This is a genomic window from Bacillus sp. T2.9-1 (assembly GCF_950097965.1).
In the GTDB taxonomy this organism is placed as follows: domain Bacteria; phylum Bacillota; class Bacilli; order Bacillales; family Cytobacillaceae; genus Niallia; species Niallia hominis.
In genome coordinates, this window is the sequence record NZ_CATNHG010000090.1 from 1 (window position 1) to 24,373 (window position 24,373).

Below are 24,373 nucleotides of genomic sequence, written 5' to 3' on the forward strand. Positions count from 1 at the left end.
TAAAATGGTACCTGTAGTTAGGACACTTGAAAAAGAGTGTTTTATCTACAGGTATTTTTTTATATACTTAAATTACTAAAAAGGGATTAGGAGACAACATGAGTAAGATAACATTTTCAACGAAAGAGATAAAAATGCTTAAAAGGAATCCAAATGTACAAAGTGTCAGTGAGCGAGCTATTACCTATACGGATTCATTTAAAAATAGATTTATGGATGAGTATCTAGGTGGAAAACTTCCTCGACAAATCTTCATGGAAAACGGCTTTGATATGGACGTGATAGGAATGAAGCGAATGGAACAATCCGCATACAGGTGGAAGAAAGCCTATGAAAAGGATGGGCTAATCGGACTTACAGACTCAAGAAAGGCCGGTTCTGGTAGACCATTAAAGCGAGAACTTACGCCGTCTGAAGTGATTGAAAGGCAAGAAGCTAGAATTAAGCTATTGGAGGGACAGGTAGAGTTATTAAAAAAGCTAGAAGTGACAGAAAGGAGGCTGCTAAACGAAACAAAAAACCTAGAACCAAGTAGAGTATATCCATTAATTTCTGAGACCATTAAACAAGGTGGATTTAAGCGTATGACCAAGTATTTTTGCGATCTTTTAAAGGTTTCTCGTTCTGGATACTACAGCTTCCTTCAAGCATATACTCTCCGAGAAGCGAGAGAACAATTGGACTTGGAAGCGAAAGAAGTCATACTAAAAGCCTTTAATCGACGGGGATATAAGAAAGGCTCCCGGTCCATAAAAATGATCTTGGAGAATGAATATAACATTATATTTAGTCGTAAAAAGATCCAAAGAATCATGAAGAAATATGGAATAGTCTGTCCTCATAGGAAAGCAAATCCTTATAAAAAAATCGCTAAAGCTACAAAGGAGCATCAAGTCGTACCAAACAAGCTAAACAGAGAGTTTAAGCAGGGTATACCAGGAAAAGTTTTATTAACGGATATCACTTATTTGCCATATAACGGAAATAGTATGGCTTATTTGTCGACCGTAAAAGATGCTTCCACAAACGAACTCCTAGCTTATCATGTTTCTGACCGTATTACCTTAGATATAGCAACGAAGACAATCCAGAAATTGATGAACAACAAGAAAGTTATTTTACATAAAGACGCCTTTATTCATTCAGATCAAGGAAGTCATTATACGAGCCCAAAATATCAAAGGTTATTAAAAAAATATGGTCTTGGCCAATCAATGTCTAGAAAAGGAAACTGTTGGGACAATGCGCCTCAAGAGTCATTCTTTGGTCATTTAAAAGATGATGTGGACTATCAATCTTGTAAATCCTTAAAAGAACTAAAGGCAAAAATAAATCATTACATGGTTTACTATAACAATTATCGATATCAATGGAATTTAAAAAAGATGACCCCTATTCAATATAGGAACCATCTTCTCGTTGCTTAATCTCTTTTTTTATTGTGTCCTTGACATGGGTGCCAGTTCAGTTTCTACAGCCTTCTCTTTTATATCTATCGACACAATTCAATCATCTTATAAGCAATATATTCAGAGATAAAATGAACTCCGTTTTTCAAAAATAGGCAATGAAGATTCTGAAATTATTACAACTATTATAGTAATGAGCTGAAAATCGAATAAACAATTAAGCATGAAAGCAACTATTTCTCATATGTGTTCTATTTCTAACATGAGTTTGAGATGAATGAGAATTGTATATACGTGGAAAGAGTAGATTTTTCTATTAAACTTCATTCTATTTCTTTGAGGGGGATAATTCTAACTTGTTCATATCTATTATAAAATTGTAGGTCAATAAAATATCTAACCCTAGAAGTCCTTTATGATCTTTAGGGAGAATTCCTACATCCACTTCAATGTCCTTCACTATAAACGTATCAATTTGAATTTCATCCATTATTTTAGTATAAAAAGGCACTGAGCCACCTATCCCATAGGCTTCATAAATATTGTCTCCATATTCATATACTACCCCTATCTCTTCTAAAATATCTGGGCTAATAACTGTGTGAGATGAGCCTGTATCAATAATAATATCATTCACTTGTAGTATTCTTCCGCGAAAAGTAATAATGAGAGATGTTGTTAGGAGTTGTCCATCAGATGAAATTTGCATTAAATTCGTCTCGCTCTTAATAACGGGTCTTTACGAATATGGACAATACATCTCTCGTTCGATGTATGGTAAACAATGTTGCCTTGTTTTACTTTAAAGAACTCTTTATTAGCGTTTTCACTTGAAATAGAGCGAATGGGTGCTACTTCATCGATTATTTTTTTTCCATTTTCCTCATGATAGTCGAGGATTGATAGTAATACAAATTGATTAGGAAATAATTCTCTAACTTCTTGCCACTTCATAATAAATCCCTCCTTTTTATCTTATTATAAACGATTAAACTACGAAATTAATACTCAATTATGTTTTTTAAAAACATAGATAAAAAAAGAAGTAGGGGAGGTTATGTTTTACTGCCTTCCCTATTTGATTGAAATGTCTATCGATACAATTCAATCATTTGATCAGCTATATACTCGGAACTAAAATGAACGCCATCTTTCAACCACCACATGATGATTCCTAAAGTGGAAGAGGCAAGGATATCTAATGATAAAGTGGTTTCTGTTGTGGGAGACTCTTCTCTCACACGTTGAATGACAATCGAATCCTTTAAGACCATCTGTAATTTTTTCTTAAAACCACTATGTTCAAAAAGGACGGCAAATAATTTTCGATGTTGATAAAAATAATCTAAAAATAAAATTAGACGATCACGGTTATTTTTCTTATCTAATTGTAAAATAGGTGATGTTTCCAACAACAGGTTGTCGAAAATATCGTAAACCAGTTGCCTTAATAAATCGTTAATATCGAGGAAATGCAAATAAAATGTTGCTCGATTTAACTCGGCTCTTTTAGTGATTTGTTGAACAGTGAGTTTTGAAATATCGGGATTCTCAATTACTATATCTATAACGGCTTGTTTAATCATTCGTTTAGAGCGAGCAGCACGTGGATCTTCCTTTTTTTGTATCGTCATTTTTAGTCCTCTTTATCTATTATTTTCTGTTTTATTGATACTTTTTATAAATGTGTTGTATAGTAAACAGAATCTAAGAAATTGTGAATGGGCACTATATAAAATAAATGTTATTCTTTATTTTATTGACATATTGTAAAAAAAACAAGGGAAGAAAGGATATTCTTTATGCCAGAATCTATCAATAAAAAGGTTTTATTAACAGTGCTTATATTAGGTTGTTTTTTATCAACACTAAATCAAACACTGTTAAACGTTGCATTAAGTAGTTTAATGGATATATTTTCAGTATCAGCTCCAACTGTACAGTGGCTATCAACAGGATTTATGTTAATTAACGGGATATTGGTCCCAATTACCGCATTTTTAATGAAGCGTTTTTCAACATGTCAATTATTTATCAGCGCCATGTTATTTCTATTAATAGGCTCCATTTTATGCGCAGCAGCGCCTACATTTTCTATCTTACTTACGGGACGTATGATACAAGCTATTGGTGCAGGAATTATTATGCCATTATTAATGAGTGTCGTTATGTTTATTTTTCCACCAGAAAAAAGAGGCAGTATGATGGGACTAATTGGCCTCGCTATTATATTCGCTCCAGCCATTGCACCAACATTAGCCGGTTTTGTCATTGAATACTATTCATGGCGCTGGTTATTTATCGGTCTAATACCACTTGTCGTAATCGTTCTATTATTATCCATGAAATATTTGATCAATGTTTCAGAAACGGCAAAGGCTAAGCTAGATGTTGTAAGTGTTATTTTATCCACCATTGGTTTTGGGCTAATTTTATATGGATTTAGTAATGCGGGGAGCAGAGGATGGGATGACAAACTCGTTATTATTACTATCCTAGTAGGGATTATCACTACTTTCCTATTCTGTCTAAGACAAATGAAGTCTTCTGATCCATTACTCAACTTAAATGTATTTAAAAATAAAGTATTTACACTAACATCAATCATTAATATTATCGTCACGATGATGATGTATGCAGATATGATTTTATTACCAATCTATCTTCAAGATGGACGAGGATTTACGGCGTTTAATGCAGGATTGCTACTATTGCCAGGTGCAGTAATTAATGCTTTTATGTCGCCTGTTACTGGAAAAATGTATGATCGTTTTGGAGCCAAACCATTATTCATTATTGGTTTGATCTTCATCATTCCTTCCATGTGGGTGGTTACCGATTTAACAGAGACAACAACCTTTGTTTTTCTCATGATACGAACCATTTTTCTTCGAATTGGTTTAAGCTTTATTACAATGCCATTGAATACGGCTAGTTTGAATGCTTTACCAAAGGAACTGGTAACACATGGTACGGCCGTGAATAATACATTACGTCAAATAGCAGGTGCAATTGGAACGGCAGTAGTTATAACTGTATTTACCGCACAATCAACTAGCCATGCAGAGACACTAATGCAAGAAACACCAAATGCAACAGCTGAAGTAATCCGCAAGCTTGCTTCTATATTAGGTTCAAGTGATGCGTATTATTTCATGACCATTTTAGCTGTAGTGGCATTGATATTAACTTTCTTTGTACCATCTAAAGCGAAAATAAAACAACAAGCATAAATTATTAGCCAGTTCCAAGCGAACTGGCTTTTCTCATAGAGCCTGAAGAAAAAGAAAATACGTGTTTTACATAAAGAGATTCTTTGATATAATGGAAAAAATTGAAAATTCTTTCAAAGGGGGATAGTTGATGGAAAATGGAAGAATCAAAAAGACTTAAAAAGAAAAGCTGGCTTAAATATTGTATATGGAGTATTTCATTTCTCTTATTAATCGGTGTTGGTACATACATATATTATCAGCATTATTTTACAGATTCGATCGAGGGTTCTTTTGTATCGGTAGAGGGGGAGGCTATCGATCAAAGTATCGAAAAAAGTAAAAGTAAAGAAGTGGAAGGCGAAGTTGACATAAGCAAAATTGATTATGACTATTGGCATGAGGATCGAGTTATTTCTACCATGCATGAGATGACGCATCAAAAGGTGAGAGCCGATCAAAAATGGGGAGCGGTTGAAATGACAGAAGAGCGAATAGACATGCTTAATGACATCGTAAAAAATAGCACTTACCATAATAAAGATGCTTTATTAAAAATTTTGTCAAAGTGGAAAGAAGGAGATTTTCGTACAGCAGATGAGGATCATAACGCCCTTTGGAGTCTACAAGACGGTAATATTGGGAAAGCAACTGGAATATTGAGTGAAGAAGAGGAGCAAGAATTTATCGAGAAAACATTTAAAACGCAAACAGATGATGAGGGAAATGAATGAGTTCGTCTTTATAAGGAAAAAAAATTTCGTCCTGTTTGATGATTTTACTCTCAGGCAGATGATTCTAATAGGAAATCACATCATAATGACCAGTTTTCTTTTCTTCACCAGGAATTCGAAGAACCATTCGAATGAAATGATAAGGAGGATTATGTGCTCCCTCAAAGCCGACATGTAAGGCCACCTCGTATGTATCTTTTTGTTCATTAAAGATAATGGTTTCGATTTTTGCATCCATATAAAGCTGATTATCACCATATCTCTCCATGATTTCCAGAATGCTTGGGCCGAGAAATCTTAAGAAAGCAGATTCTGTACGAATATTTCTTAATGTGTTCACTCTTACCAATGAGCTTTCGATATTTAATTTAAATTAGAGAAACTTTAAAGAATATCAAAAGACACAAGAAGTTTAAAATGATCGCAGTAATACATTTTAGAAAGGGCTCTTTTAGAACTATAGCACCTATACCAAGAAGTATCCCAATAAAGGAGACCATTGGATAAATAACTATCAATAGTAAAAAGAAGGGTTCAAACAAATCAGCTATGAAATGGATAGTTAACACAATGTAGAAACTTAAAATTGCAATAATATTAATAGCTACACAAATATAGGATAATTTATTTGCCGGCAAGGTAAAACCTCCTTGTATAATCTTTCTTATCCACAATTTTATAGTATTATTTTTGATACTATTATTTGGTGTTTATTGTAAAAAAGTATATTGTTATATTTAGAATGATAAAACACCTAATAAGAGAAGTCGATTTCTTTCCTATTTACTAAAAACAATTATTAGTCGATAATCAAATTTTGCTTGAAACAAAGTAAGGTTAAAGGAGTACTAAATTATGGAATTTTTCTGGTTCGGTCTACTATTTTGGTTATTAATAGGTGTCTCATCCTTATTACTATTATATGGTCTGTGGTTGGCATCATGGAAAGCTTTATTCATTAGTGGATTAGCCATATTGGTTCCATCTCTCTATTTTCTTGGAGCTGAAAATTGGTTAAGAATAGTGGTAGTACTACCGATATTTCCATTTCTGTTGGCATATAGAATGAAAAAAAGGATATAAAGATTGAAAGTATTGATAGATTTGTTATGAATATAATCGATAATCAATATTTGAATTTCTTTAGCGAGGGGGAAAATTACCTAATTACATTCGATAAATATAATTTGGCTAAAATTATTCCCTCAAAGAATCAGCTTAAAAGTAAATAACCTTATAAAGTGAGCCGCTAACCTTCTAAATATATTCTCTAAATCCCTTCCAAATGACTCTTTCATAATTTAAATCATAACTATTCCTAGTGATTTCTAGTATCTAGTTCATCCACATTTCGAAAGTAGGTTGCCAGTAGGCTAGTAGCTTTTTGGGTGTTTAGAGATGTATCAAAAGAATGATAAGGTTTTTCTAACTTGCTAATGTTATAGTGGAGAAGATTGGTAGTATCTACTCCAATTTGCGAAAGTCTTTTGCTATAAAAGGAATAATAGCTTTCCTTCTGCTTTGGACCAACGTGTATAATTCCTGTTAAATCCATTTCTATCATTTCGATTATCGCTTTTGCTAAATCATCAATATGCACAAAAGATTTGAACGAGTTGATAGCAGCATTCGCATACCCATTCGTATTTATCTCATGAATGATACGTTTTGTTCTGGCTTCAATCTCGTGATTGGCATCTTTCCCATAGAGGGGACCAGTACGAATAATGACATGGTTTTCATGATTGGCTAAGATAAGTTTTTCCCCAAAGTGTTTGGCATTTACATAGGTAGATAAAGGAGCTTCACTAGGAAGAAATCCTGGTTGATCTGTTTCAGCATAGTTACCTTTACCATCTACAAAAACGGCGTCTGTTGATAAATATATTAATTTAGTTTCTTTTGAAATGGCAGATAATAAATGGTTGAGACCAACTTCTATAAGATGATTTTCCTTTTCCCCATCCATTAAAGACCAGATAACTACATCTGGATCAATATGATTGACTAGTTGTGTTACCTGATGTTTGTTCCTTATATCTAGTTGTAAAATATTTGTACATGCATTATTGGAGCGAGAAGTGCCGCAAACGTAATAATTAGGATTTAACCCAGCTAGTTTAAATAAGGATGAACCGAAAAATCCAGTGGAACCTAATATGATTATTTTCATAAAGAATACTCCTGTTTCGTATATTTAGAAAAATCTGTTAAAATGATTTTATCATAAAAAAGTCATACTAGCATATAAAAGAGAAAGTTTGAGAGGATATGTAAAATGGCAAAAACAACAGGTTGCTTTACGATTGTACTGAATGAAAAAGGACAAATCTTATTAACAAAACGTAAGGATTTTCCAATTTGGGATTTACCAGGTGGTAGATGGGAAAAGGGAGAGACCTTAGAAGACTGTGCCATTCGTGAAACAGAAGAGGAAACAGGATACAATATTCAAATTAAACGGAAAATCGGGGAATATTTTCAACCACAATTCGATGATATGCAATTCTTATTCATGGGAGAATTAAAAGGAGGGATACCAATAGAAGAAGGACCGGAAACCGCAAAAGTCGAATGGTTTAGTTCACAAAATTTACCTTTCCATATGGTACATAATAGAAGAAAACAAATAAAAAACTTTTTAAAGAATAAGAATCGAATAGTAAAACAATCAATAACAGTGTCTCCTATTCAAATAACCTTATTAAAAAGCTATTTGAAAGTATTTTGGCCATTATTAAGATAGGAAGCAAAGAGATGATACTAGAAAAGTGTTAGCTTTATGAGTTCAGTGGTTTTATCGTTCGTTCTAAGCTGAAATTTGTTCACATACATAAAAAGTAACAAACAGGAGGAGAAACATGAACGTTGAATTAACAAGATTTAAAGTGAAAAAAGGAAAATCGGAAAGAGTAGATGAATGGTTAAGTTTTTTAAATGCCAATAAAAAAGAGGTTCTTCTCACATTAGAAGTGGAAAAAATGTTTGTCGAGACTATATTTAGAGAAACGCTGAACGGGGAAGAATATCTCTACTGGTATTCTGTCCAAGATGAAGATGGGCAAGAAGTAGAACAATCGGAGCACTGGATTGATAAAAAGCATATTGAGTTTTGGAGCGAATGCATAGACGAAACGTTTAAGCCAGTTGATTTAAAGACAGAAGTTGTTATGATACCTCAAAAAGTGAAAGATAGTATGAAGTAAAGGATCTCTTTTAGGAGGTCCTTTATTTATATCCTAAAAAAAGATAAGCTGCTGAATGGTTTTCTTAAGTATTAGTTATGGAAATAACGTTTCCGACTAAATTTTCATTCGTCTCGATTTGCTTTCTCAATATTGCAGGGAATATAAAAATAGCATATTGTTGGATTAGGTTATATGGTTCATCAACTTAAACCATTAAACTGATTATTGGAGGTTTTATACTAAATGAATAAACAGGACCAACTTAATATAATCAAAGAGGATTTTATAAATTGTCAAAAGGTATTATTGGCAATTGGAGATGAAACAAGGCAATCGACCTTGTTAGTGCTAATGGGGACTGATTGTCAAACTGGATTACGCGTCGGAGAAATCACGGAGCAAACACATCTTTCTCGACCTGCTGTATCCCATCATCTTAAGGTTTTACGAGATGCAGGTGTTATTTTAATGCATAAAGAAGGGACAAAATTATATTAATGTACGTTCAGAATTAGGTTTATTAAGAACGCTTATGTCAGATATTGACACATTCATGGAGAAGTATTATTGAATTTAACATAGAGATTATTTGGAGGTATAGGAAATGAGAGCAATGGTTATTGATAGGTACGGAAAAGTTCCAATGCGTCTGGCAGAAATGCCGACACCTGAAGTTGGAGAGTATGAGGTGCTAGCAGAGATTCATGCAGCTAGTATCAATCCTGTTGATTTTAAGATACGTGATGGAAAAGTGAAATTATTACTGAAATATAAAATGCCGCTTATCTTAGGGAATGATTTTTCTGGAGTAATTGTAAAGGTTGGCGCAAAAGTGACTCGTTTTAAAGTTGGTGATGAAATATATGCACGTCCACGTAAAAGTAAAATCGGTACTTTTGCTGAATATATCGCCATTCATGAAGATGATATCGCCTTAAAACCTAAAAATTTGAGCTTTGAAGAAGCAGCATCAATCCCACTTGTTGGGCTAACTACCTACCAAGCACTTGCAAACATTATGCAATTACAAAAAGGACAAAAGATTTTAATTCAAGCTGGGGCTGGAGGTGTAGGTACTTTTGCTATTCAACTGGCAAAAATAATGGGGGCTTTTGTTGCAACGACTGCAAGTGAAGCTGGTGCGAATTTAGTGAAATCTCTTGGTGCAGATGAGATTATAAATTACAAGACAGAAAAATTTGAAGAGAAACTGAAAAACTATGATGCCGTATTTGATACACTTGGCGGCGAGATATTGGAAAAATCATTCGGCGTGTTAAAAAGCGGAGGGAAAATTGTTTCCGTTTCAGGATTACCGAATGCTCGTTTTGGTAGAGAATATGGTTCAGGATTTTTTAAAACATTGTTGTTTTCAGCAGCCAGCCATAAATTTACTGCACTTGAAAAAAAACATCATGTTCAATATTCGTTTTTGTTTATGAAGCCAAGTGGTGAGCAATTACGTACCATCGCAAATTATATAGAGGATGGTAAAATCAAACCTATCATTGATAGAGTTTATCCCTTTGAAAATGCTCAAGAAGCGATGGAATATGCGGAGACAGGAAGGGCAAAAGGGAAAATAATAGTGAAAATTAGATAGTAGCCGCATAGGAATGATATTCTTGTATCAATAGAAAATGATAAAGTAAAGGACCTCTATTAGAAGGTCCTTTACTGATATAAACGTTACTGTTGTATGATTTGAATAAGATTACCACAAGTATCATCAAATACAGCGATTGTGATATCACCCATTTTTGTCGGCTCCATTGTAAAATGAACGCCCTTATCCAATAATCGTTTGTATTCTTTATGAACATCATCGACCCCAAACATAGTCGCTGGGATTCCTTGTTCAAATAATTTCTTTTGGTAATCGTTAGCGATTGGATTATCATTCGGTTCGAGAACAAGCTCAGTACCGCCTTGATCTTCGTAAGAAACAACGGTAATCCATCGGAATTTTCCACTAGGTACGTCGTGCTTCTTTACAAAACCTAGTGTTTCAGAATAAAACTTTAATGCTTTGTCTTGATCTTCTACGAATAAACTAGTAACAATGATTTTCATCCTTTTTGGCTCCTTTAATATTGGAAGGTTGGTTGTAATTCCTATCTTTTCGCACTAGAGTAGTTTCTAAAATTACTTAATCCATCCTTTCAACAAATCGCTAAGTGGTTCATTGTTGAAGAGGAGTACTCGATATTTTCCCTTACGTTTTAATTGTACAAGTCCAGCATCTTCTAATATGGAAACATGTTTCGCTATCCCTAGTCGTGAAATGGTAAGATTATGCTTCATGATGAGACGAGCCGTAATTTCATATAATGTCATCTCATTACGTTCGTCTAGTATCAGTTGCCGATTCGAATCGGCAAGTGCTTTAATATATTTGTTCCACATAAATTGATTATAAGCAACTAAATAGTTGCTTGTAAAGAAGGGTAACTAAATGGTAGCGAAATAAAGATATTTATTTAATTAGCGAAAATCAACCATATTTTATTAAACTAAAGAAAAAAGATTAAGCATCATAAACAAAGGGGGGATTTTTAGAAAGTTCGATGCTTTCAAACAATGTGCAAAAATATTACCTTCTAGCTTACTTGAATTAATCGTAAATTACATTTTTGCCTTGTTCACTTAACTCTTTTAAAGATGTAAGCATATGATTTATTTCTTCGTCAGAGTGTCTTTCCCATGACCCTAATTCAGCTATTATTTTCAAAGGAGATTTAGATCGATAAGAACGTGTTGGGTTTCCAGGAAATCTCTTGTCGGTTACGTTAGGATCATTTTCAAAATCACCTAATGGTTCAACAATATATATTCGTTCCTTGGAATTAGATCTGGCTAATTCAGCACCCCATTTAGCAGCAGTTAATGTTGCAGTAAAATATATATAGTTCGATTTTTTATCTTGGTAATTTGATAAGTGTTGAGGTTCTAATAAATCTCCAATTTTCAGTTCTGCTTTCGTACCATGAAAAAAAGGGCCGTTATCTAGCACATTTGTTTTGTTGTTCAAACTGATACACTCCTTGTATTTTAGATTTCTGCATAACAATAACAGTATTTTGTTAAGACTTTATGCTATTTTATGCTCTTTGAACGCAGCTTACCTATTTATAATATGGACAAATTATCTTTGATTTAATATTTACTAACTAGCGGATTTTTTATATCTTTCTAGTATTTTCTTTACAAAAGGAAGTCTCAACCCGATTCCTAAATAAACGAAAACTCCTATTATAATAGAAATGATTGAAGTAATTAAAGCGTGGGAATATATCCCTAAATTTTCTGTTAACCATAACTCTGTTAACCATTTTACACCCCAAACAGAAAGAGACATGATGAATACTAACAAGAAAACTTCCTGTAATTGCTTAAATAATGGCAAGAACTTATACTGTAGTGCCTTTTTAATAACGTAAATGTTAGAAAGAATAGAAATGAAAAACCCAAAATAGGTAGCTAGAATAGGGCCGAGTTCCTTTATATATGGGACTAGTACTAAGTTTAAGGCTATTTTTACAATGATCCCAATTAAGATTCCTATAATTAATTTCTTTTGTTCATTAATACCTTGTAAAATGGCTGCTGTTACGGTAAATAAGGCAAAGAATATGGCAGCAAGGGAATACCATTGTAAAATAACTCCTCCTAGTTCAGGATTTTTATTTAATCCAAAAACCATTGTATAAACTGGTTTTCCAAGAATGCATAAACCCATTGCAGCTGGAAGAGTAAAGAACATGATCGCTTGAAGGGTTTGCGAAATTTTATGTTGAACTTCTTCCATTTTACCGCCAATAAAAGCAGAGGTAATCCCAGGAATTAAAGACATACTAAACGCTGTTGCTAACGAGACAGGCACCAAAACAAGCACTTGAGCTAACCCGATTACGGCATTAATTAGCTCTGCTTCATTATTCGTGTAGCCTATAGAATGAAACAAAGTGTTAATCGTATAAATGTCAATGTTCTGATATATAGGAATAGCAAGACCGGTAATGACGAAAGGAATTGCATATCCAATCAATTCCTTAAACATAGAATTAATAGGTATTTCCTTGTTATTTTGGCTACTATCTCTTTCTTTTTTAATTAATTCTCTCCTCTTTATGAACACAATTACTAACACGATAAAGCCTGCTATACCTCCTATAAATGCAGCAATGGTTGCAATTCCTACAGCATTTCGAATAGAACTGTTAAAAATGTGAATTACAGAATAGGCACCTACTAAGATTACAACAATTCTGACTACCTGTTCCATTACGGTACTTAATGCTGAAGGTCCCATCGATTTGCTCCCTTGAAAATATCCCCTGAAAATACTCATAGCAGGAATAATTAACAAAGCAAAGCTAACGAGCCGAATGACATACTCGGTATCTTCAACGGAATTTCCTCCTGAATCATCATTTCTTACCACTATTTCTGATAAAATAGGAGCTGAAAAATATAATGCCATAAAGGAGATAAAACCAGTAAGAACCATTAAGTACATACCGTATTTTAATAGAGTTAATCCGATTTTATAGTTGCCTAACTCATTATATTTTGAAACGAATTTAGAAACGGCAAGGGGAAGGCCAACTGTTGATAAGCTTAACAGGATTGTATATGGGCCATATGCATATCTATATAATGCATATCCTTGTTCACCAACTAGAGCCATAAAGGGAATAATATAAATGAATCCCAAAACTTTGGAGATAAGACTTGCAGCTGTTAAAAAGAAAGTTCCTCTAATAAATTTGTTTTCCACAGAAACACCTCAATTAATGATCACGAACATATGTGATTCTTTTCCTTGTTACACACAATATACCTTAATTGAAAATAGTAAAATAATATATTACAAACTAATTGCTATAATCAGCATTATAATCCAAGTGCTGGTAAAAAGGAACTAGACATCCGTAAATCTATTAGGATAAGTGGTTCGTTATTGTTTACCTATATAGAGATCGCAGGAATTGTTACACGGGCTAGAAAAGGTGATAGCTTACTCTAAAAGTTTCTAGATTTTGGTAAGAACAAAACCCTTTCAGCCTTTTTGCCAATAATAGAGGAATTATGCATTTAAGTATAGAAGTGAAAAAGGTAGATATAGGAAATGATGTAGCGGTAGAATGGAAGATAGATGATTTTGATAGGGGGTTAATTAAATGAATTATTTCTTTAAACTAAATATTGTTAGTATAATATATGCTCTTATGGTGTTTATTCCTCTTGAACTGATATTAAATGTATATAGAATTGCCAGATTAACAAATTGGGAATTTAGCACGGTAAATATTGTAACATGCGTAACGGTTATTATTGTAATGGTTGGTGCAACAATACTACTCCATTTCTTAACAAAAAAGTGGTTGGATGGACGAAAGGCAAAATTTTGGACAGTACTTCTTTGGGTCCCTTATTTTATCCTTTTTATTTATGTATTCGCATCACTATTTCCAATGACTAATGGTGGAGACGAACCCAATCCTGTTACTGGTCTGTTTGTGATGGGAGGATTGATTGCGTATCCATTTTATATACTCATCCTTAATTTTGTGGGGGTGCCAAGTGAGGATAAAACAATGTAAGTCTCGAAGTGCAAATTATGAATGTAAGGCTACATTAGATTGGGAACAAATGAATCTGGAATATAAAGACAAGATGATAGCTGAATTGACTGCCAAATGGAGGAACTAGATAAGTAATTAAAAAAAGAGAGTAAAAGAATTATATTAATTTCGTGGGGGTGCCTAAGCTCTACTAGAGGATGTAAGTGTGCAAAGAACTTTCATTAAAAATCTCAATAAAAAGAGGGTGGGACAAAACAAAATAACTAATCATTAAAGACGAACAATATTTAATTTAGCTCTTAAATAAAGCTACTTAATCTCTGTTTTTTAATATAGGTAAGTGTAAAAACTAAGACGTTCCATTGCGCTACAGACGCACGATGCGCCGGGGAGGAAGCTAAGCCTCCTCGCTGCGAGGGTACTGAAAAAGTATAGTTTCTCCAAATTAAATAAGTATTTATTTGAAAGCGAATATAAAGTTGGTTTGGAGAGGCGGCAGCTCGACTCCTATGGGAGCAGCGAGAAAGTCCGAGATCCTGCAGGAACGCAGTGACGAAGCGGCTCGGCGCTCGCCCCATGGAAAGCGAGCTGTCGCCTCGGAAAACAAATGAAATACGCGAATTTAAAAGTCGGCCACCAACAATTATGATTATATTGCAGTTTTTCAGTGGTCTCCTGCATGCACTGCGGGGTCTAAAGCGTCTCTGTTTCCCGCAGGAGTCGAGCGTCCTCCGCTCCATTTCACTTCGTTTTTAAACCTTTTTCTAAAAAACAAACACGAACTTTTATATAATATAATTACATTATAGTTCGCGTTTATTGTTGGTTGAAATACTTATGTCCCGGCCTCTAGCCATTATTATGCTATCTTCCATTGTTTTTAATTTTTCTACAAGTTCCAATATGAATTTTTTGTCTGGTTTAACGCAGTAGGTGATTCTAAGTAACTTTTTAATTTCTTTTTCAACATTCGATCTTCCCATTTCTTTTACCACTCATCAGATATTAAATCGTTTAAAAACTCCCCATTTTTATTACAATATAAACCAATATAATAAATCACAACAAAGAATCTAAAATTAGTGTTGTATAAAAAAATTATTAAATAATCACTTTTCATAATAAACAAGATACCAAGGAAATTTATTCCCAGGTTTTTATTGTTGTGTTGCATTATTCTCTTCCCAATAAAGTTTGCTGAATATCTCAGCAAATGCTTCTATACTACGAGTTATTTCATCATTTGTATTATCTACACCTCCTACTTCTAGAAGGATGGCACGATCAGAGAAATTTTGGTTATATACACCATCTCCTTCATCGTACCCTTTTAGGAAAACGCCTCTGGATATCCCAGGATAGTTTTTCTTCAATTCATCATGTAATCTTATTGAGAACGCTAGATTTTTTTCATAATTTGTGTTACCTTTTCCTACCACTAAGTATAACTTTGCATAGTTTTTACCATTAATAGAAGCTGTTGTTATTTGTTTACCAGCTGCGTCTCTATGAATATCAATTAAATATTTTAGACTATTATTTTTAGAAACTGCAGCTTCAACTACTTCTTTTGAAGCTTTATATGCACTATAATAATTCCATTTCTTATCAAGTAGTATTTGGTTGATATTTGCTTTACTAAACTCTATACCTAATCCTTCTTGTTGAAGCAAGTTTGTAAGTTTACTACTTACACCAACTACATTTGCCCGTTCATCTGAACTAACTACATTTTCGTTATTCGTTGTGTTTTCTAATAATGGACGATAAGCCTCTAAGTTATGTGAATTATATATAAATACTGTTTTATTGTTTGGTTCGGTAACTGGATTTTTATGCTCTTCTGATGGAGGTGGCTGTGTTTGTGAATTTTCTTCTTGCTTTGCTTTTTCTTCATCTACTTTCAATGGATTTTCTAACATATCCTGAGAAGGTATAGATTCAAATGGTAAATTAGCAAGAGTAGTCCCTTCTTCAGCTACCGCAATTTCTGTATGAAAGTATGTTAAAGCTGGTAACTCTCTTCCTAATAATGTTCTTATGTCATCAAAACGTATATTTGTTGTGAGATGAAGAAAAAAATTGGATAGAGAGAAGTCTTTTCCCTCAGATTTTGGAAACAAATGATTCTCACTATGCATCATGTCTACATATAATTCAGTGGAATTTACAGATTTAAATAGGTTTGTCAAATTAGTTGAGTTAAATTTAAATGAGAAATACGATGTTGTGATTAGAGCTACTATAACAAAAAGCATAATAATCGCTAGAACGGTTGTATTTAAATAGTTGAAAATAGAGCGAGTTTTAGATTTTTGCATTTTTTATTCACCTTCCTAGTAAATTAATATGACCATTCACCAGAAAATAGAAGGTGAATTCTAATAATAGTTAATAGATATTTGAATGGTTGAACTTAAAGAAATAGAGTAGGTTAGTAGAAAAACATCGCTTAAATTTTAGTGAAAAAGAGGGATTATAAGTATCTTTGACGAAAATCATCACCATGTGTATTAATAACACAAACAGTAAGGTTGATTTCTCTTGCTAAAGGAGATTAGTGGAAGAGAGATTTATTAATGATATCTACTTTACTTTGGGAGAAGGAATCTACTTAATGAATAAAATTAAAGCGAACAAGGTGTATATATTATCTGGTCCTGCAGGTGTGGGTAAATCAACAACTTCAAAAGAACTTGCCAAAAAATTAGCTAAAAGTTCATATATTTCTGGTGACTACATAAGTCATATGCATATTAATGGAAAAAAACCTTGGGAAAGCAGAGAGGAAGTCACTTTAATTTGGGATAATATTTTAAGTCTAACAAAAAATTTCCTTAGATATGGAAACGATGTCGTTGTGGATTATGTAAGCTTTCCACAAGAAGTAAGATGGTTGAAAGAAAATCTAAAAGGATTAAATGTTGAAGTTATTTATGCGGTCTTATGGACTGATATTGAAACATTAATTAAAAGAGATAAGCTCAGAGAACCAGAGAATAGAATGGGAGAAAGATGTTTAATCTTATTCGATGAGTTTTTGGAATCAGAATTAGAAGAAAAGCATTTTTTAAATACAAGTAATAATTCTACTTTGGATATACCTCATGTGATTAATGAAATAATGAACAATCCAAAATATAAAATAATATAATCTCTTCTTTTCTTTTCACTCGCATTAATGAGGTAAATTATTTAGAGAAATATCGCTATACTTTTAGATGTTCGTTCAAATACTCTAAGTAAATTCACTTCAAAATGGAGATATGGAGTCAATTCTTTGTCTGCTAATCTATCCATTACTTTTCGTTCTTTTGGGAGTCCAGTAGACATGTTACCACCGTATTGTTCATTCCCATAGTTAAGTGTGATATAAAGGCATCAAGTTCAAAATCTATTTTATTAAGTCTTCTGATCGTGAAATTTCTTGCACTATTACTTGATGAAAGTCGGGGGAATATTTTTTGAATTTTCATTATTAAATAATAAGGGAGAGATTTATTTTGTGAAAAAACTTATACTATTATTAGTAATTGTTCTCTTCTTAGTAGTAATAATCATGAAAGTTAATCGAATTCCATCAATTACGGTTACTTCTGAAGGAAAAAAAGTAACAACAGTGCAGGGATCATATTGTTGGAATGGCTTCTTAAATTCCAAATGCGAAGATTTACTTTCTCCATATTTATTAGTTGATGAAGAAAATATTGAACCAATCAGTATTAACCAAGGATCCAAAATAAATATAGACTTTAACCCTTCTCCTATAGACGGAAAATATGAGGCATATATATGGCAAGATATAGAAAAAACGGTAAAAGCAAATATGAAAGGCAATATTTTAGAAGCTCCAACCCAAAAAGGTTCCTATGTCTATGAGATATCAGCTGATTGGAAAAGAGGTCAAGTGAGCTATGCCTTTATTATAGAGGTCCATTAGTTACATTTGTAAGTTGTGTGAATAAGCTATCAAGGAAAAACTTAGAATTAGCTAATCTATTATTTGGAGGAGACGATGGAAAAAGCATTAGGGAAAGTTACATGTTTTATTACTAGAATAAAAAAACACAATAAACTTGAACTTCTTTTAATTAAGCACCCAAATGCAGGTATTCAAATACCAGCAGGTACAGTAGAAATAAATGAAGACTTTCAACAGGCTGCATGGAGAGAAGCCGTTGAAGAAACCGGTTTAAAAGATTTTGTTTCATGTAGAAGTATTGGAAAACAGGAACAAATCTTAGTGGATAAGTACATAATTTTTGATAAGGCCAAAATATATTCAAGACCAGATATATCAAGTACACAGTGGGCAGAAATAAGAAGAGGTATAACTGTTCTTAAGGAAAGAAGCCAAGGAGATTTTGTGCAAATTTCTTATAAAGAAGGAGATCATTTTCCAGAACCCAATTACATAACATATCAGATTACTGGATGGACGGAAAAATCAAATTTAGCATCAATAGTAACAAGACAATTTTATCATTTTCAATCAAACAGTCAGGTTGATGAATGGGAAATAGAGACAGATAATCACCGCTTTAAATTATTTTGGTCTCCATTAGATTGCCTACCACAGATTGTTTCTCCTCAACGCGAGTGGATTGATTACATATTAAATGATATGAACAATTTGTAGAGGCAAACGCTTATTCCTAAAGATATAATTATTTTCTTCAAATTATTTCTCCTCTTTTAAAAGGATAAAACGGTAAGTTAATATCAGCGAACTTCCGCTATGTTTTTATTTTTACCTTTTCTTAACAGCATTATTAATTCATCCATAATAAAGAATAGAATAGAAATGCCTAAGGAGTAAAAAGTGAAAATCCAAAGGAAAAAGAATGGAAGAAATCCAAAGAAAACATATAAAAGAAAGGCAAATGGCCGTCTTCCTTCAGGGAGTTTCCTCGTTATTTTTTCTATAAGGATGGAAACTGGAAAGCCATATAGAAATAATCCTAAGCTAAAATAAAAAGAATAAGCTAAAAGATCCTCTGTAAAATCCCCTTTTCTATTTACTGCGTCGGAAAAAAATAAGTCTAGAGGAAGAAATAAAGTAACTACCAAAACAGATAAGACAAAAGTAAGGAAAGCTGCAACCATTTTCCTTTTAAGCATATTATCGCCCTCCAATTCTAATATCTATTTTAACAAATTAATCGAAATAATATAGAAAAATTTGGTATAATTTGAGTGCGGAGTAAGCTGAAATTTAAAAAATCTATCTAGTTAGGGGTATTGAAAACAAACAATGGTTAAAGCGATAATATTTGATTTAGATGGAACGTTATTAAACAGAGATGCATCAGTAAAAGTGTTTGTTGACAGCCAACACGAAAGGCTGAATAAAAAGCTTGACCATATTCCAAAAGACACGTATATGACAAGATTTATAGAGTTGGATAAGCGCGGGTATGTTTGGAAAGATAAAGTGTACCAATAATTAGTAGATGAATTTGATATAAAGCAAATAACGTGGGAAGAGCTTTTACAAGATTATATTAGTCAATTTAAAGATAGTTGTGTTCCATTTCCTAACCTTATTAAGATGTTGGAAGAATTAAAGAGTAATAATTTATCATTAGGAATGATTACAAATGGATATGGGCAGTTTCAAATGGATAATATCAAAGCTTTAGAGATAGAAAAATATTTTGATGTTATTTTGGTCTCCGAATGGGAAGGGGTAAAAAAACCGGATCCTAGGATATTTAATAAGGCATTAGAAATACTGAATGTTTCACCAAATGAAGCTATATTTGTGGGAGACCATCCAGAGAATGACGTACTTGCTGCTAAAAAAGTGGGGATGAAAGGCATTTGGAAGAAGGTTTCTCAATGGAATAATGTAAATGCTGATTATATGGTGGACGATTTAGGAGAATTGCCAAACATTGTGGAAAAGTTAATGAATAGTTAGGGTCATGACCCATTGCAACCTTATTTGAAAATCCATATAGACACTAATCCAAAACGAAAGGATTTTTTTGAAGGAAGGATTTGAAAAAGGAGAGGAATAAAGGGATGAATCAAGACAAAGAAGAGAAATTACAAAAGCAAAAAATGGTTCAAGAACTCTATAGAGAAAGAGTGCAACAGAAGCGGGAAGGTAAAGATGATAACCGAATTGGTAAAGCGTTTGTAAACCTTTGTATTGTTTTGTTTTTTGTTTTTACCATAATGGGAATCTTGTTTGACTGGGGAGTTCACGTACCGCGGATTTTTGGGGTTTAGAGATAAAAGTAAACAATATTTACATGGAGATTTAAAAAATACAATTTAAAACTCGAGGAGTTATATGAATCACATAGGATTAGATTTCGATGACACAGTTGTAGATATGAGAAAATCGATTGTACAGCTTTTAAATAAAATACATAACAAAGACTTACATTACGAAGAAATGGTTGAGTATGGAGTTTCGGATTTATATGGGTATTCCTTTGAAGCATTTTTAGATTTTTTTACAAAAAACCAAAAGGAACTGCATTCAGCTAATCCATATCCATTTATGATCAATGTACTTTAATTCATAATGTCACTCTATTTATAGAAGACAATCCTTCCCATGCATTATCTATTGCGAAAAATGAAATAGATGTACTGCTGCTTGACAAGCCATATAACCAAATGTGTAATCACGAACGAATAACGAGAGTGAAGGACTGGGAAGAGATGGGCAGGTCGTTACTAAGTTAACGATTCTATAACGGAATGATGAAAAATAACTATGAATCTATTTTACAAGCTAATTATTCCACACACAGCCTAATTCGAGCAACTACCTCTTCATAATGGATCATACACTCTTTTATAGATAAAACAGCAAAATAGGAAAATAGAGGTGAATCTTCGACTAAAGGATCATCATAAATAAAGATAATATTCAACGGCTTTTTGGGGATGATTCTTTCTTCCAAAAGTATATTTGCTACATCGTGATAGATGTGCTCTATACGTTCGCCCATAGCCCTTTCAATGGAAAAACCTCCAGCAAGACTTGTCCACCAAGTGAAATAAGAATCATATATTTCATTAAATGCAGTTAAATTATCGTCATTAACATGGAACAACTCTTGATAAAATAAGTGTTTTTCATTATAGAAAATATCCTGGTCAATATCTCTATTCTCGGAAATTCGTTTCGTTACTGTAGTCCATAAGGCACGATAACGTAATAAAAAATCATTTCGAAACTGGCAAGTTGTTGGAAGATAGGGAAATTTCCAATTATCCTTATCTTCATTTTGGTTGAGAAAGATGTTTTGCACATAAATCAAAAAGTTTAATGAATAAGATACTTCTGCTATTAATTGTAATGAATTCTTCATCGTGTTCCTCCTAATTCCACAAAGGTATTTTTCTATATTCATCTTTTTTGGAGTAAGACTGAATCAACTAACCAAAAAAGGAATGCGCACATAATAAATAGGTTATAAAATGCTGAAGAATGTAAAGGGGTTTTTATACCAAAAAAAATTGCTACAATGCCTGTTACCACTCCAGAAAAAACAGTATAAATAGCAAGGTAGAGAATACTAAATTTCTTAGGCTTTTGATTTAAGATAATTTGGAGAGGTGACGCTATAACAAGATAAAAGCAAAAGAAAATGGTAGTAAAGATTAGCATTCCCAAAAAACTAAAATAGGGTGAACCAAAAAGTTGAATCATACTAACGAAAATAGCGGAAATAAGGGAAGTTAGCAACGAGCGAGTAATTATATAAATATCTATATTTTTTAATGGCATGCATTGTCTCCTATAAAAAATTTTATTTCATCTTCCAAGAGAGGTACAAATAAGAACGCAATAGATTTACTTTTCATAGAATCCCCCTTAGCTTAGCTTTATAGGTGTTACCATATTTTAGCATGTAGAGGAATGTTTATAAATAGTTTTCCATAAGACAATCGGAAAATTAATATTGGCGGGTATCCACTAATGGCTAATTTGCAATGGGTAGATTTTAGCATTGTAAAAAATTGAAACATTTTATTGAGATGAGTCGTCTATAGGTAAATCAACATGAAGGAGAGGATTAAAGTTGCCATGTCAATAGGGAAAATGGAAGTAAGTCCGCCAAGTAATGAGGAACTATTAAAAGAACTTATTGAGTTATATGCGGAGAGTATTAAAAGGTTAGCTTATACATATGTGAAAAACTGGTCAGCTGCAGATGATATCACCCAAGAAGTATTCATTAAATGCTATGAGAAAATGGAGGATTTTAGAGGAGATAGCTCCTATAAGACATGGCTTTATAAGATTACGAGAAATAAATGCAAGGATTATTTGAAAAGTAAATGGTATCGCTCGTTTTATCCTACTGCCTTTATGCAAGAAAGGATAGGGAACAATGAATTTTCTATAGAGGAGCATGTGATAAACAAACTAGACGACCTGGAATTATCTCAAAAGGTATTAGCGCTTCCAACTAAATATCGCGAAATTATTATTTTATTCTATTATGAACAATTAAAAATGAAAGAAATAGAAGCATTAACCCATTTGAATGTTGATACTATTAAAACTAGATTGAGACGAGGAAAGAAAATGCTTCAAAAGAAATTGGAAAGGAGCGGTGGGAATGAGTGATGATCTGAAATCTTTAAGAGAAAGTATGAATAAGACTGTTTTAAAGCATGGGAAAATGAGTGCTGCAGACAAAGAAAAACTCTTTAGTGCTGTGATTCAGGATAAAAAAACGAAAAATCGTTTTTCCCTTGCACCAGTACTTTCCTTTGTTGCAGTTGCTTGTTTTATTGTTTTTATAGGTGGATATGTATTTAAGCAAACAGGAAACTTTGATTATCAACGTAATCAAGTGGCGCAAGTGAACGATAAAGAAGATGATAAAAAGGAAACAACTAGTACTAGCAAACATGGAAATAAAGAAAATCCTAATCTAGCGAGTTTCTTATATGAACTAAATTTGAAATTGCAAAATTCAGAAATGTGGTACCAAAATGGAAAAGAATATGCAAAAGAAGTGGGGGAATATGCTGAGAGCCATTCCAAACAATACGCTGCAATTCAGGAAAATAAAAGAATTGTAGATAAATTGGAGGAAATAGGCGTACTAGCTAAAAATCTACAAAAGGAAGCTGCAGCTCAAAATGAAATAGAAGTAGAAGATACATTAGACTTACAGCGAGCGGTGGATCAATTGATAATAATAGCAGAGGACAATGGAATTGTAGATGAAAGAAATGGCATTATTGAAAAACTGGAATATTCGGATATGAAAAGTTGGTTAATTAGCATAAAAGATAGTATTCATGCTGAGAGCTATGAACCCTATAGTGACCTGGGATCATACGAAAAACATATAGGTTATGCAACAAAGGCATATGCTAAACATTATGCTGCATTAGAAGGAGATTCAACAATAAAAGAACAGTTAAAGGAAATCGCTGAAGTGGCTGAACAAATTGAGAATGAAAAGGAAAAAGAGAAGAGAACAGAATGGTTGAATCAGTTAGACGGCATGGTTGATAGTTTGTTACAGGATGATAAGGTTGTAAAAAAAGAGGATGTCCGAGAAATAGTTTGGAACCAATTGTCGGCAGAACAAAAAGAAAGGATCAATGGTACTTGGGCAGATGGGAAAATTTCGAAAGTTACTCTTACTAAGAATATGATGTCTCTAGTTGATGATAAATCATATGAAGGAGAAGAAGTATATTTGCTTGATTTTCCAACAAAAGGTAAATCCATTCCAAACAATATGATTGTTTATGCAGATATAAATACATTTGCTTATATAGGCAATGGTCTGGTTGATTAGGATAGTTTGAAAATGAAAGGGGGGAGATCCTCCCTTTTTGAGACTTATCATGGATTTAATTCGTATAAATAACATTACCATTTATTAGTTAATTAGGACTGAGCTAGATGTAAGGTAAGTCTTATTCCAATACGAAAGTAGGTAATACCTTGTCACAAAAACAAAAAATTAAGAAAGAGTTTTTATCCATTGGCCTAACCTTAGTCTTATTCTTAGCTGCAATAGCAGTCTTTCTTTTCGTAAGAGGTCCTAATTTGAATCTATGGATACCAATAAGCTTGTATTTACTAATTGATATAGGCCTACTAGTTTCTCTCCTTATAGGAGTACATTCAAATCATAAAAGTATAAAGTTATTTAGTATTCTATCTAATATAACCGTTATGATTCCGATATCTGTTTGGATCTATTTTTTGTTGTTGGCAAATGGAATTTCGGAAAAATAAATAGA

29 protein-coding genes and 2 pseudogenes are annotated in these 24,373 nt (G+C 32.9%); 17 read left to right on the top strand and 14 right to left on the bottom strand.

Annotated features, from left to right (window positions below):
• The first annotated feature begins 98 nt into the window (after positions 1-98).
• A complete protein-coding gene (locus tag QQZ16_RS11455; protein WP_284561362.1) occupies positions 99-1,427 on the top strand; it encodes an IS3 family transposase in 1,329 nt (442 codons plus the stop codon).
• A gap of 310 nt (positions 1,428-1,737) precedes the next feature.
• Here the strand turns inward: QQZ16_RS11455 and QQZ16_RS11460 are convergent, their stop codons facing one another.
• The 3 genes from QQZ16_RS11460 to QQZ16_RS11470 all read right to left on the bottom strand — a co-directional run bounded on the left by QQZ16_RS11460 (position 1,738) and on the right by QQZ16_RS11470 (position 3,043).
• Positions 1,738-2,118, bottom strand: a complete 381-nt coding sequence (locus QQZ16_RS11460) for a retropepsin-like aspartic protease (RefSeq protein WP_031539818.1) — start codon at positions 2,116-2,118, stop codon at positions 1,738-1,740.
• Positions 2,118-2,363, bottom strand: a complete 246-nt coding sequence (locus QQZ16_RS11465) for a hypothetical protein (protein ID WP_031539816.1) — start codon at positions 2,361-2,363, stop codon at positions 2,118-2,120. Before QQZ16_RS11465 ends, QQZ16_RS11460 begins: the two co-directional genes overlap by 1 nt.
• A gap of 137 nt (positions 2,364-2,500) precedes the next feature.
• Positions 2,501-3,043 carry a TetR/AcrR family transcriptional regulator gene (locus QQZ16_RS11470; protein ID WP_031539814.1) on the bottom strand — a complete coding sequence of 181 codons (543 nt, stop codon included), beginning with the start codon at positions 3,041-3,043 and terminating at the stop codon, positions 2,501-2,503.
• 168 nt (positions 3,044-3,211) lie between these two features.
• On the opposite strand from QQZ16_RS11470, the gene QQZ16_RS11475 reads away from it, so the two are divergent.
• Together QQZ16_RS11475 and QQZ16_RS11480 are read left to right on the top strand one after the other, a co-directional pair.
• The gene (locus tag QQZ16_RS11475; RefSeq protein WP_031539813.1) at positions 3,212-4,642 is read left to right on the top strand and encodes a DHA2 family efflux MFS transporter permease subunit; all 1,431 of its coding nucleotides are present in this window, start codon (positions 3,212-3,214) and stop codon (positions 4,640-4,642) included.
• 137 nt (positions 4,643-4,779) lie between these two features.
• The gene (locus QQZ16_RS11480; protein ID WP_031539812.1) at positions 4,780-5,355 is read left to right on the top strand and encodes a DUF6241 domain-containing protein; all 576 of its coding nucleotides are present in this window, start codon (positions 4,780-4,782) and stop codon (positions 5,353-5,355) included.
• Between the two features lie 64 nt (positions 5,356-5,419).
• Here the strand turns inward: QQZ16_RS11480 and QQZ16_RS11485 are convergent, their stop codons facing one another.
• Positions 5,420-5,695: a DUF3888 domain-containing protein gene (locus QQZ16_RS11485; protein WP_155986784.1), complete on the bottom strand. Its 276-nt coding sequence runs from the start codon at positions 5,693-5,695 to the stop codon at positions 5,420-5,422.
• Positions 5,696-6,210: 515 nt separating this feature from the next.
• Here QQZ16_RS11485 and QQZ16_RS11490 point away from each other — a divergent pair.
• On the top strand, positions 6,211-6,438 hold the full coding sequence (locus QQZ16_RS11490) for a hypothetical protein (RefSeq protein WP_031539807.1): 228 nt from the start codon (positions 6,211-6,213) through the stop codon (positions 6,436-6,438).
• Positions 6,439-6,673: 235 nt separating this feature from the next.
• On the opposite strand, the gene QQZ16_RS11495 is transcribed toward QQZ16_RS11490, so the two are convergent.
• Positions 6,674-7,528: a sugar nucleotide-binding protein gene (locus tag QQZ16_RS11495; RefSeq protein ID WP_031539805.1), complete on the bottom strand. Its 855-nt coding sequence runs from the start codon at positions 7,526-7,528 to the stop codon at positions 6,674-6,676.
• A 105-nt stretch (positions 7,529-7,633) separates the two neighbouring features.
• Between QQZ16_RS11495 and QQZ16_RS11500 the strand changes: the two genes are divergently transcribed.
• The 4 genes and pseudogenes from QQZ16_RS11500 to QQZ16_RS11515 all read left to right on the top strand — a co-directional run bounded on the left by QQZ16_RS11500 (position 7,634) and on the right by QQZ16_RS11515 (position 10,146).
• Positions 7,634-8,101, top strand: a complete 468-nt coding sequence (locus tag QQZ16_RS11500; RefSeq protein ID WP_031539804.1) for an NUDIX hydrolase — start codon at positions 7,634-7,636, stop codon at positions 8,099-8,101.
• Positions 8,102-8,216: 115 nt separating this feature from the next.
• Positions 8,217-8,561 carry a DUF6176 family protein gene (locus QQZ16_RS11505; protein WP_031539803.1) on the top strand — a complete coding sequence of 115 codons (345 nt, stop codon included), beginning with the start codon at positions 8,217-8,219 and terminating at the stop codon, positions 8,559-8,561.
• Between the two features lie 225 nt (positions 8,562-8,786).
• Positions 8,787-9,114, top strand: a pseudogene (locus QQZ16_RS11510) (ArsR/SmtB family transcription factor).
• Positions 9,115-9,147: 33 nt separating this feature from the next.
• Positions 9,148-10,146: an NADP-dependent oxidoreductase gene (locus QQZ16_RS11515; RefSeq protein WP_031539801.1), complete on the top strand. Its 999-nt coding sequence runs from the start codon at positions 9,148-9,150 to the stop codon at positions 10,144-10,146.
• Between the two features lie 86 nt (positions 10,147-10,232).
• Here the strand turns inward: QQZ16_RS11515 and QQZ16_RS11520 are convergent, their stop codons facing one another.
• From QQZ16_RS11520 to QQZ16_RS11535, 4 genes are all read right to left on the bottom strand, one after another.
• A complete protein-coding gene (locus QQZ16_RS11520; RefSeq protein WP_031539800.1) occupies positions 10,233-10,616 on the bottom strand; it encodes a VOC family protein in 384 nt (127 codons plus the stop codon).
• Positions 10,617-10,688: 72 nt separating this feature from the next.
• On the bottom strand, positions 10,689-10,949 hold the full coding sequence (locus QQZ16_RS11525; RefSeq protein ID WP_031539799.1) for an ArsR/SmtB family transcription factor: 261 nt from the start codon (positions 10,947-10,949) through the stop codon (positions 10,689-10,691).
• A gap of 208 nt (positions 10,950-11,157) precedes the next feature.
• On the bottom strand, positions 11,158-11,574 hold the full coding sequence (gene arr / locus QQZ16_RS11530; protein WP_031539797.1) for an NAD(+)--rifampin ADP-ribosyltransferase: 417 nt from the start codon (positions 11,572-11,574) through the stop codon (positions 11,158-11,160).
• A 135-nt stretch (positions 11,575-11,709) separates the two neighbouring features.
• Positions 11,710-13,323, bottom strand: coding sequence for a putative polysaccharide biosynthesis protein (locus tag QQZ16_RS11535; protein ID WP_235252608.1), 1,614 nt, complete (start codon positions 13,321-13,323; stop codon positions 11,710-11,712).
• Positions 13,324-13,726: 403 nt separating this feature from the next.
• On the opposite strand from QQZ16_RS11535, the gene QQZ16_RS11540 reads away from it, so the two are divergent.
• Entirely contained in the window at positions 13,727-14,149 is a 423-nt protein-coding gene (locus QQZ16_RS11540; protein WP_031538227.1) for a hypothetical protein, read from the top strand.
• A 1,139-nt stretch (positions 14,150-15,288) separates the two neighbouring features.
• Here QQZ16_RS11540 and spoIIP read toward each other — a convergent pair.
• Positions 15,289-16,452 (bottom strand): stage II sporulation protein P, encoded by a 1,164-nt coding sequence (spoIIP, locus tag QQZ16_RS11545; RefSeq protein WP_031538231.1) that lies wholly within the window; start codon positions 16,450-16,452, stop codon positions 15,289-15,291.
• Between the two features lie 296 nt (positions 16,453-16,748).
• On the opposite strand from spoIIP, the gene QQZ16_RS11550 reads away from it, so the two are divergent.
• The gene (locus QQZ16_RS11550; protein WP_031538232.1) at positions 16,749-17,285 is read left to right on the top strand and encodes an AAA family ATPase; all 537 of its coding nucleotides are present in this window, start codon (positions 16,749-16,751) and stop codon (positions 17,283-17,285) included.
• A 41-nt stretch (positions 17,286-17,326) separates the two neighbouring features.
• Here QQZ16_RS11550 and QQZ16_RS11555 read toward each other — a convergent pair whose 3' ends face one another.
• Positions 17,327-17,464, bottom strand: coding sequence for a hypothetical protein (locus tag QQZ16_RS11555; RefSeq protein WP_155986758.1), 138 nt, complete (start codon positions 17,462-17,464; stop codon positions 17,327-17,329).
• A gap of 172 nt (positions 17,465-17,636) precedes the next feature.
• Here QQZ16_RS11555 and QQZ16_RS11560 point away from each other — a divergent pair, with 172 nt between their 5' ends.
• Both QQZ16_RS11560 and QQZ16_RS11565 read left to right on the top strand, forming a co-directional pair.
• Positions 17,637-18,071, top strand: a complete 435-nt coding sequence (locus tag QQZ16_RS11560; RefSeq protein WP_048718229.1) for a hypothetical protein — start codon at positions 17,637-17,639, stop codon at positions 18,069-18,071.
• 75 nt (positions 18,072-18,146) lie between these two features.
• On the top strand, positions 18,147-18,770 hold the full coding sequence (locus QQZ16_RS11565; protein WP_051640976.1) for an NUDIX domain-containing protein: 624 nt from the start codon (positions 18,147-18,149) through the stop codon (positions 18,768-18,770).
• A gap of 83 nt (positions 18,771-18,853) precedes the next feature.
• Here the strand turns inward: QQZ16_RS11565 and QQZ16_RS11570 are convergent, their stop codons facing one another.
• Positions 18,854-19,252 (bottom strand): hypothetical protein, encoded by a 399-nt coding sequence (locus QQZ16_RS11570; protein WP_031538236.1) that lies wholly within the window; start codon positions 19,250-19,252, stop codon positions 18,854-18,856.
• 133 nt (positions 19,253-19,385) lie between these two features.
• Here QQZ16_RS11570 and QQZ16_RS11575 point away from each other — a divergent pair.
• From QQZ16_RS11575 to QQZ16_RS11585, 3 genes and pseudogenes are all read left to right on the top strand, one after another.
• Positions 19,386-20,054 (top strand): annotated as a pseudogene (locus tag QQZ16_RS11575) (HAD family hydrolase).
• A 104-nt stretch (positions 20,055-20,158) separates the two neighbouring features.
• Complete coding sequence (locus QQZ16_RS11580; RefSeq protein ID WP_031538237.1) at positions 20,159-20,368, top strand: hypothetical protein; 210 nt, start codon at positions 20,159-20,161, stop codon at positions 20,366-20,368.
• Between the two features lie 64 nt (positions 20,369-20,432).
• Positions 20,433-20,663, top strand: coding sequence for a hypothetical protein (locus QQZ16_RS11585; RefSeq protein ID WP_031538239.1), 231 nt, complete (start codon positions 20,433-20,435; stop codon positions 20,661-20,663).
• Positions 20,664-20,886: 223 nt separating this feature from the next.
• Here QQZ16_RS11585 and QQZ16_RS11590 read toward each other — a convergent pair whose 3' ends face one another.
• Both QQZ16_RS11590 and QQZ16_RS23250 read right to left on the bottom strand, forming a co-directional pair.
• On the bottom strand, positions 20,887-21,465 hold the full coding sequence (locus QQZ16_RS11590; protein WP_031538240.1) for a hypothetical protein: 579 nt from the start codon (positions 21,463-21,465) through the stop codon (positions 20,887-20,889).
• 38 nt (positions 21,466-21,503) lie between these two features.
• Positions 21,504-21,884, bottom strand: coding sequence for a UPF0715 family protein (locus QQZ16_RS23250; protein WP_031538241.1), 381 nt, complete (start codon positions 21,882-21,884; stop codon positions 21,504-21,506).
• A gap of 276 nt (positions 21,885-22,160) precedes the next feature.
• Here QQZ16_RS23250 and QQZ16_RS11595 point away from each other — a divergent pair, with 276 nt between their 5' ends.
• The gene (locus tag QQZ16_RS11595; RefSeq protein WP_031538242.1) at positions 22,161-22,730 is read left to right on the top strand and encodes a sigma-70 family RNA polymerase sigma factor; all 570 of its coding nucleotides are present in this window, start codon (positions 22,161-22,163) and stop codon (positions 22,728-22,730) included.
• Positions 22,723-23,922, top strand: coding sequence for a hypothetical protein (locus tag QQZ16_RS11600; RefSeq protein WP_192840951.1), 1,200 nt, complete (start codon positions 22,723-22,725; stop codon positions 23,920-23,922). The genes QQZ16_RS11595 and QQZ16_RS11600 overlap by 8 nt, the downstream gene beginning before the upstream one ends.
• Positions 23,923-24,373: the final 451 nt, after the last annotated feature.

Excerpts from the sequence above, each read along its gene's own strand:
- QQZ16_RS11455 (WP_284561362.1), top strand. The coding sequence starts at position 99 with ATGAGTAAGATAACATTTTCAACGAAAGAGATAAAAATGCTTAAAAGG.
- QQZ16_RS11460 (WP_031539818.1), bottom strand. The coding sequence starts at position 2,118 with ATGCAAATTTCATCTGATGGACAACTCCTAACAACATCTCTCATTATT.
- QQZ16_RS11465 (WP_031539816.1), bottom strand. The coding sequence starts at position 2,363 with ATGAAGTGGCAAGAAGTTAGAGAATTATTTCCTAATCAATTTGTATTA.
- QQZ16_RS11470 (WP_031539814.1), bottom strand. The coding sequence starts at position 3,043 with ATGACGATACAAAAAAAGGAAGATCCACGTGCTGCTCGCTCTAAACGA.
- QQZ16_RS11475 (WP_031539813.1), top strand. The coding sequence starts at position 3,212 with ATGCCAGAATCTATCAATAAAAAGGTTTTATTAACAGTGCTTATATTA.
- QQZ16_RS11480 (WP_031539812.1), top strand. The coding sequence starts at position 4,780 with ATGGAAGAATCAAAAAGACTTAAAAAGAAAAGCTGGCTTAAATATTGT.
- QQZ16_RS11490 (WP_031539807.1), top strand. The coding sequence starts at position 6,211 with ATGGAATTTTTCTGGTTCGGTCTACTATTTTGGTTATTAATAGGTGTC.
- QQZ16_RS11495 (WP_031539805.1), bottom strand. The coding sequence starts at position 7,528 with ATGAAAATAATCATATTAGGTTCCACTGGATTTTTCGGTTCATCCTTA.
- QQZ16_RS11500 (WP_031539804.1), top strand. The coding sequence starts at position 7,634 with ATGGCAAAAACAACAGGTTGCTTTACGATTGTACTGAATGAAAAAGGA.
- QQZ16_RS11505 (WP_031539803.1), top strand. The coding sequence starts at position 8,217 with ATGAACGTTGAATTAACAAGATTTAAAGTGAAAAAAGGAAAATCGGAA.
- QQZ16_RS11515 (WP_031539801.1), top strand. The coding sequence starts at position 9,148 with ATGAGAGCAATGGTTATTGATAGGTACGGAAAAGTTCCAATGCGTCTG.
- QQZ16_RS11520 (WP_031539800.1), bottom strand. The coding sequence starts at position 10,616 with ATGAAAATCATTGTTACTAGTTTATTCGTAGAAGATCAAGACAAAGCA.
- QQZ16_RS11525 (WP_031539799.1), bottom strand. The coding sequence starts at position 10,949 with ATGTGGAACAAATATATTAAAGCACTTGCCGATTCGAATCGGCAACTG.
- QQZ16_RS11540 (WP_031538227.1), top strand. The coding sequence starts at position 13,727 with ATGAATTATTTCTTTAAACTAAATATTGTTAGTATAATATATGCTCTT.
- spoIIP (WP_031538231.1), bottom strand. The coding sequence starts at position 16,452 with ATGCAAAAATCTAAAACTCGCTCTATTTTCAACTATTTAAATACAACC.
- QQZ16_RS11550 (WP_031538232.1), top strand. The coding sequence starts at position 16,749 with ATGAATAAAATTAAAGCGAACAAGGTGTATATATTATCTGGTCCTGCA.
- QQZ16_RS11555 (WP_155986758.1), bottom strand. The coding sequence starts at position 17,464 with ATGTCTACTGGACTCCCAAAAGAACGAAAAGTAATGGATAGATTAGCA.
- QQZ16_RS11565 (WP_051640976.1), top strand. The coding sequence starts at position 18,147 with ATGGAAAAAGCATTAGGGAAAGTTACATGTTTTATTACTAGAATAAAA.
- QQZ16_RS11570 (WP_031538236.1), bottom strand. The coding sequence starts at position 19,252 with ATGCTTAAAAGGAAAATGGTTGCAGCTTTCCTTACTTTTGTCTTATCT.
- QQZ16_RS11580 (WP_031538237.1), top strand. The coding sequence starts at position 20,159 with ATGAATCAAGACAAAGAAGAGAAATTACAAAAGCAAAAAATGGTTCAA.
- QQZ16_RS11585 (WP_031538239.1), top strand. The coding sequence starts at position 20,433 with ATGAATCACATAGGATTAGATTTCGATGACACAGTTGTAGATATGAGA.
- QQZ16_RS11590 (WP_031538240.1), bottom strand. The coding sequence starts at position 21,465 with ATGAAGAATTCATTACAATTAATAGCAGAAGTATCTTATTCATTAAAC.
- QQZ16_RS23250 (WP_031538241.1), bottom strand. The coding sequence starts at position 21,884 with ATGCCATTAAAAAATATAGATATTTATATAATTACTCGCTCGTTGCTA.
- QQZ16_RS11595 (WP_031538242.1), top strand. The coding sequence starts at position 22,161 with ATGAAGGAGAGGATTAAAGTTGCCATGTCAATAGGGAAAATGGAAGTA.
- QQZ16_RS11600 (WP_192840951.1), top strand. The coding sequence starts at position 22,723 with ATGAGTGATGATCTGAAATCTTTAAGAGAAAGTATGAATAAGACTGTT.